Genomic DNA, 5,577 nt, shown 5'->3' with positions numbered 1-5,577 from the left:
TGGTGCCTCTGCGGGGTAGTCCGCAGCATGGATGCTGCGGTCTAGGCTCCATGGAGGGATACACGCCGACCCCGCAGAGGCACCACCGGTAGCCGCCGCGGACTATGGCAACTCAGCGAATTCCGGCACTTGGGAAACCAACCGCTTTTGGCCAACGCCGAAGGCTAGTTGGACCAGTTATCTTTAATCAAAAGGAAAACGCACACTATGAGTTGGTCTGTTGCCGACGCTCTTGAACTCTACAACGTCAGCCGCTGGTCGGAAGACTATTTTGGCATCACCAGTGACGGTCGTGTCAGTGTTAGCCATGCCGCGCAGCCGGTACCGCTGACGCGCATTGTCGAAGCGGCCCGTGCTCAGGGCCTGCAAATGCCGCTGCTGGTGCGCTTTCCGCACATCCTGCACGACCGGGTTGGCACTATTGTCGATGCGTTTCATAACGCCATCGCCAGCGAAGCCTATCAGGGCCAGTACCAGCCGCTGTATCCGATCAAGGTGAACCAGCAGCGGCGCGTTGTCGAGGAAATCATCAACGGTCAGCAACAGGCGTGTAACGGTCGCATCGGCCTGGAGGCCGGCAGCAAACCGGAACTGCTCGCTGTAATGGCCGAGGCCCACAAAGGCGAAACCACCATTGTTTGCAATGGCTACAAAGACCGTGAATTCATTCGCCTGGCCCTGCTGGCCGAAAAGCTTGGCCATCGGGTGTTTCTGGTGGTCGAAAAAGCCAGTGAAGTCGACTGGGTCATTCAGATTGCTCAGGAATTGGACGTGCGGCCGCGCATCGGCGTGCGTGCGCGGCTGTCTTCCATCGGCAAGGGCAACTGGCAAAATACCGGCGGCGAAAAATCGAAATTCGGTCTGACCGCCGCCGAAGTGCTGCGCGTGGTCGATGCGCTCAAAGCCGCCAACATGACTGAAGCCTTCCAGTTACTGCACTTTCACCTCGGTTCCCAAATCGCCAACATCCGCGACATTCAGGTCGGGCTGCGCGAATGCGCGCGCTTTTATGTCGAGCTGCGACAGTTGGGTGTTCCGATTCAGTGCGTCGATGTCGGCGGCGGCCTGGGTGTCGACTACGAAGGCACCCGTTCGCGGTCAACCTGCTCGATGAACTACAGCACTCAGGAATACGCCAATAACGTCGTGTTTGCCTTTCGTCAGGCGGCTGAACAGGCCGAACTGCCGCATCCCGATATTTTCAGCGAGTCCGGCCGTGCCGTCACCGCTCACCACGCGGTGCTACTCACCGATGTGATTGAAGAAGAACGGGCCGAATCCACCGACGTGGGCAAGCCCGACAGCGAAGAGCAGCCCGCCCTGCTCGAACTCTGGTCCTGCCTGCAGGATCTGGACTCGCGTAAGCGCTCCCTGGCCGAGCTGTACCACGATGCCAGCTACTTCCTCAGCGAATGCCACCAGGCCTATAACCTCGGTCAGTTGTCGCTGCACGGCCGGGCCCAGGCCGAAGAACTGGCGCGCAGCCTGAACCAGGGCATTCGCAGCCGGTTGAACCCGAGCAAAAGCAGCCATCGGGGCATGATTGACGATCTGAACGAAAAGCTGGCGACCAAGTTGTTCGTCAACTTCTCTGTATTCCAATCAGTACCGGACATCTGGGGCATTGACCAGATCTTTCCAATTCTGCCGCTAACCGGTCTCGACCGGGAGCCGACCGAACGCGGCGTGATTCAGGACATTACCTGCGACTCCGATGGCCGCATCAACGCCTACGTCGATGGCGAAGGTGTCGAAACCACCCTGCCCCTGCCGGACTGGATGCCCAATGAAAAACCCTGGTTGGGTATCTTCATGGTCGGCGCCTACCAGGAAATTCTGGGTGACCTGCACAACCTGTTCGGCGATACCGACAGCCTGGACATTTTCTTTGAAAAGAACGGTGACTTGCGCCTCAGCAATATCCGCCGCGGCGACAGCATCCAAGGCGTGTTGAAAACCGTCGACTTCGAATTCGACATGCTCAAGGCCGCCTTCGACAAACAGCTGCAAGCCGCTAACCTGAACGACGCAGAACGCGCCGACATGATGCAGCAATACATCAACGGCCTGAACCAGATCACCTACCTGGAAGCACGCCAGGCAACGGCGCCCCAGTAACCCAACAGAAACCCGACAGAAACTAGAGAGACCGCCATGGCCGTGCAGTGTCCGTTTTGCAACGCACCCTACACGGCCGACTACCCGACCAAAACCGAAGGCGTGCACATCGTCAAATGTGACCTTTGCCGGCGCGCTTTTATTATCTGGGTCAGGAAGGGTTGGTTTGGGTGGTCGCGGGTTGTCAAAGTGAAGTAATGCAACACCCCACAAACCGCCGTTTTACCGGCGCTGTCAGCGAGCCGGCAATATTTTGTATTCGAGTGATAAATAACCACTTTGGCGATTGATCTTGACCGATCGGATAAGCATACTCCGCGCCGCGATCTGCCTACTCTTTGACCAGACCGTATACCCACACATTTGCTGTTTTACCGGAGAACACCATGACAGCTATCGGTCTCAACACCCCTGTTCAAATGCCTGCCGTTGCTCAGGTACCCGAATTCTACATGCCGTCCATGCCACCGCTGCGTTTGCTCGCCTCGGCAGGTCGCCTGTACCGTGCCTGGCAATACCGCAACAAGCTGGTCAGCATGCTGCGTTACGATGACAATGTGTTGGAAGACATCGGCTACACCCGCGCCGAACTGAAGATGGCCATAGAACTGCCATTGAGCCAGGATCCGCGCCCGATGTTGAAACAGTGGCGTGCTTTGCGTCGGGTTACTGGTTAAACCATCGACTGAATCAAAAGCCCTCTGAAGAGGGCTTTTTTTTTGCACAGAACGATTCGAAATCAACTACAGCGCCGCCGCCTCACTTCCCGCCTGGCGTTTATCATCAGCACTGGCCAACTGATAGCGGCCGACCGCATTAAGCAACGCTTGCAACGTTGCCGTGGTTGTATCGCCCGCCAGCGATGCAGCCGTCACCGGCGTACCGCTAACGCTTACCTTCAAGCACGCCAGCGCATTGGCCCGTGTGCCTTCCGACAGCGCGAATTCATCGTAGGCATCGACTTGCAGAGTAAGGCCGTAACGCTTTTCCAGGGCCTGTGCCAGTGCTTCCACGGCGCCCTGACCATAGCCTTGCAACATCGCACGACCACCCTCTTCCCCGAAATCAACCTGGGCTTCGACGCCCTCATCGGTGCGATGCAGATCGTAGGTGTGCAAGCGCCAGCCTTCGGGAGTGGCGAGGTAGTGGCGATCGAACAACTGGTGAATGGTGTCGGAATTGATCTCATCGCCACTGACTTCAGCGGCGCGTTGCACTACCTTGGCAAAATCGATTTGCAACCAGCGCGGCAGGGTAATGTCGTAATCTCGCTCCAGCACATAGGCCACGCCGCCCTTGCCGGACTGGCTGTTGATACGCACCACTTCTTCGTAACGACGGCCAAGATCTGAAGGATCAATCGGCAAGTAAGCGACTTGCCAAATGTCGTCGTCAGCCGTGCGGCGGTTCAGGCACTTGCGAATCGCATCCTGATGGCTGCCCGAGAAAGCCGTGAACACCAGCTCACCGGCGTAGGGGTGGCGCGGGTGAACCTGAATTTCAGTGCAATATTCGACAGTGCGAATGATGCGCGCCATGTCGGATAAATCGAGTTTCGGGTCGACCCCTTGCGAATAGAGGTTCATTGCCGCAGTCACCAAATCCATGTTGCCGGTGCGCTCGCCGTTACCGAGCAGCGTGCCTTCAATGCGGTCGGCACCGGCCATCAGGCCCAGCTCTGCCGCTGCAACGCCACAACCACGGTCATTGTGGGTATGCAGGCTGATCACGATGTGTTCGCGGTGCTGAATGTTGTCGCAGACCCACTCAATCTGGTCGGCAAAAATATTGGGCGTCGACATCTCAACGGTGGCGGGCAGGTTGATGATCATTTTCTGGCCCTGCTCCGGGTGCCAAACATCAGATACAGCGTCAATCACCTCAACAGAGAAATCCAGTTCGGTGCCGGTAAAGCTTTCCGGCGAGTACTGGAACGTCCATTCGGTTTCCGGGTGCAGAGCGGCGTGGCGCTGCACTTCTTTTGCACCGTTGACAGCAATCGACTTTATGCCTTCACGGTCGAGACCAAACACCTGCTCGCGCTGCACCGTAGAGGTGGAGTTATACACATGCACAATGGCACGCGGCACTCCGGCCAGAGCTTCGTAGGTACGGGCAATGAGCTCCGGGCGCGCCTGGGTGAGCACCTGAATAGTTACGTCGTCCGGAATGCGGTTCTGCTCGATCAACTGCCGGCAGAAATCAAAATCCGGCTGGCTGGCCGAGGGAAACCCAATTTCGATTTCTTTGAAGCCGCAATCGACCAGCAGATCAAACATCTGTTGCTTCTGCACCAGATTCATCGGCTTAACCAGCGCCTGATTCCCGTCCCGTAGGTCCACCGCACACCAGATAGGGGCCTGCTCGATCAGTTGATCGGGCCAGCGGCGGTCGGTTTTGCGGATGGGGGCGAAGGCCGGGTATTTGCGATGGTCGAAGCTCATTATGGCTGTCCTGTTTAGGGCTGTCCTGAGAAATTATGTCGTCATTAATCAGTAGTACTGGATTCAGCAACTTTCTTGCTCGTTTCGGCAGGAAAGCTGGCAGGCGGCGTGCACCGCCTGGTCAGGTAAACGCAACCCTGGGGTTAAGGGCCTGGCACCTGCTGGGCCAGCAACGGGGTCGTCGCTGGCACTGTCTGGCCTTGTGAGCCGGACAGTCGGGGTCTGTGGCCGCGGTAACCGCCACTCACCCGAGCAATGACCTTATGATACCCAGGCCGTTGGGCAATGTGTTTGCTTATTTGACTTAATATCGCTATTTTTGAGCAGTTAATTGCTATTAATTTAGATTTAGAGCGAGATTAAGCCACCATGAGCGAAAAACTGATCAGAATCGATAAAACAGACCGCCGCATTCTGGATTGCCTGCAACAGGACGGCGGCCTCACCAATCAGGAACTAGCCGAACGCGTCGGGCTATCGCCTTCACCGTGCCTGCGCCGGGTGCGGGCGCTGGAAGACGCTGGCGTCATTCTGAAGCGGGTAACCTTGCTGGAACGCAAGGCACTGGGGCTTTCATTAACAGCAGTGATCATGATCAGCATGGACAGACACATTCCCGAGCGGTTCGACGAATTCCAACGCCAGATCGAGGCTTGCCCGGAAATTCAGGAATGCTATCTGATCACCGGGCACGATGCTGATTACATGCTAAAGGCGGTGGTACCGGATATGGATGTGTTTCAGGAGCTGTTGCTGAACCGAATCACCCGAATACCGGGTGTTTCAGGCGTGCATTCGAGTTTTGTGCTGCGGCGTGTGGTGGATAAAACCGAGTTGCCACTGGGTTATATAAAGGAAAGTTGAGTGGAGCCCTGGTGGCATGAGCCAATTTAACCGTTGCACTGAGTACTGGCTGCCGTGTTGGTCTATCCGGGGTAGTCCGCAGCAGGGATGCTGCGGCCTAGGCTCCACGGATGGATCTACGCCGACCCCGGATAGACCAACACGGTGGCCA

General features: G+C 57.0%; 4 protein-coding genes. 3 read left to right on the top strand and 1 reads right to left on the bottom strand.

The genetic code is table 11. The features are described from left to right. The first annotated feature begins 207 nt into the window (after positions 1-207). A complete protein-coding gene (gene speA, locus WEB54_RS03035; protein WP_368053176.1) occupies positions 208-2,118 on the top strand; it encodes a biosynthetic arginine decarboxylase in 1,911 nt (636 codons plus the stop codon). A 386-nt stretch (positions 2,119-2,504) separates the two neighbouring features. Next, positions 2,505-2,795, top strand: coding sequence for a hypothetical protein (locus tag WEB54_RS03030; protein ID WP_368053175.1), 291 nt, complete (start codon positions 2,505-2,507; stop codon positions 2,793-2,795). Between the two features lie 66 nt (positions 2,796-2,861). On the opposite strand, the gene leuA is transcribed toward WEB54_RS03030, so the two are convergent. Next, positions 2,862-4,562, bottom strand: a complete 1,701-nt coding sequence (leuA, locus tag WEB54_RS03025; RefSeq protein WP_368053174.1) for a 2-isopropylmalate synthase — start codon at positions 4,560-4,562, stop codon at positions 2,862-2,864. Between the two features lie 369 nt (positions 4,563-4,931). Here leuA and WEB54_RS03020 point away from each other — a divergent pair, with 369 nt between their 5' ends. Next, entirely contained in the window at positions 4,932-5,426 is a 495-nt protein-coding gene (locus WEB54_RS03020; protein WP_368053173.1) for an Lrp/AsnC family transcriptional regulator, read from the top strand. Positions 5,427-5,577 lie beyond the last annotated feature (151 nt).

This window comes from Saccharospirillum sp. (assembly GCF_040881935.1).
Taxonomy (GTDB): Bacteria; Pseudomonadota; Gammaproteobacteria; order Pseudomonadales; family Natronospirillaceae; genus Saccharospirillum.
Note: the sequence above shows the minus strand (reverse complement) of the source record. Positions and strands in the feature narration are given on the sequence as shown.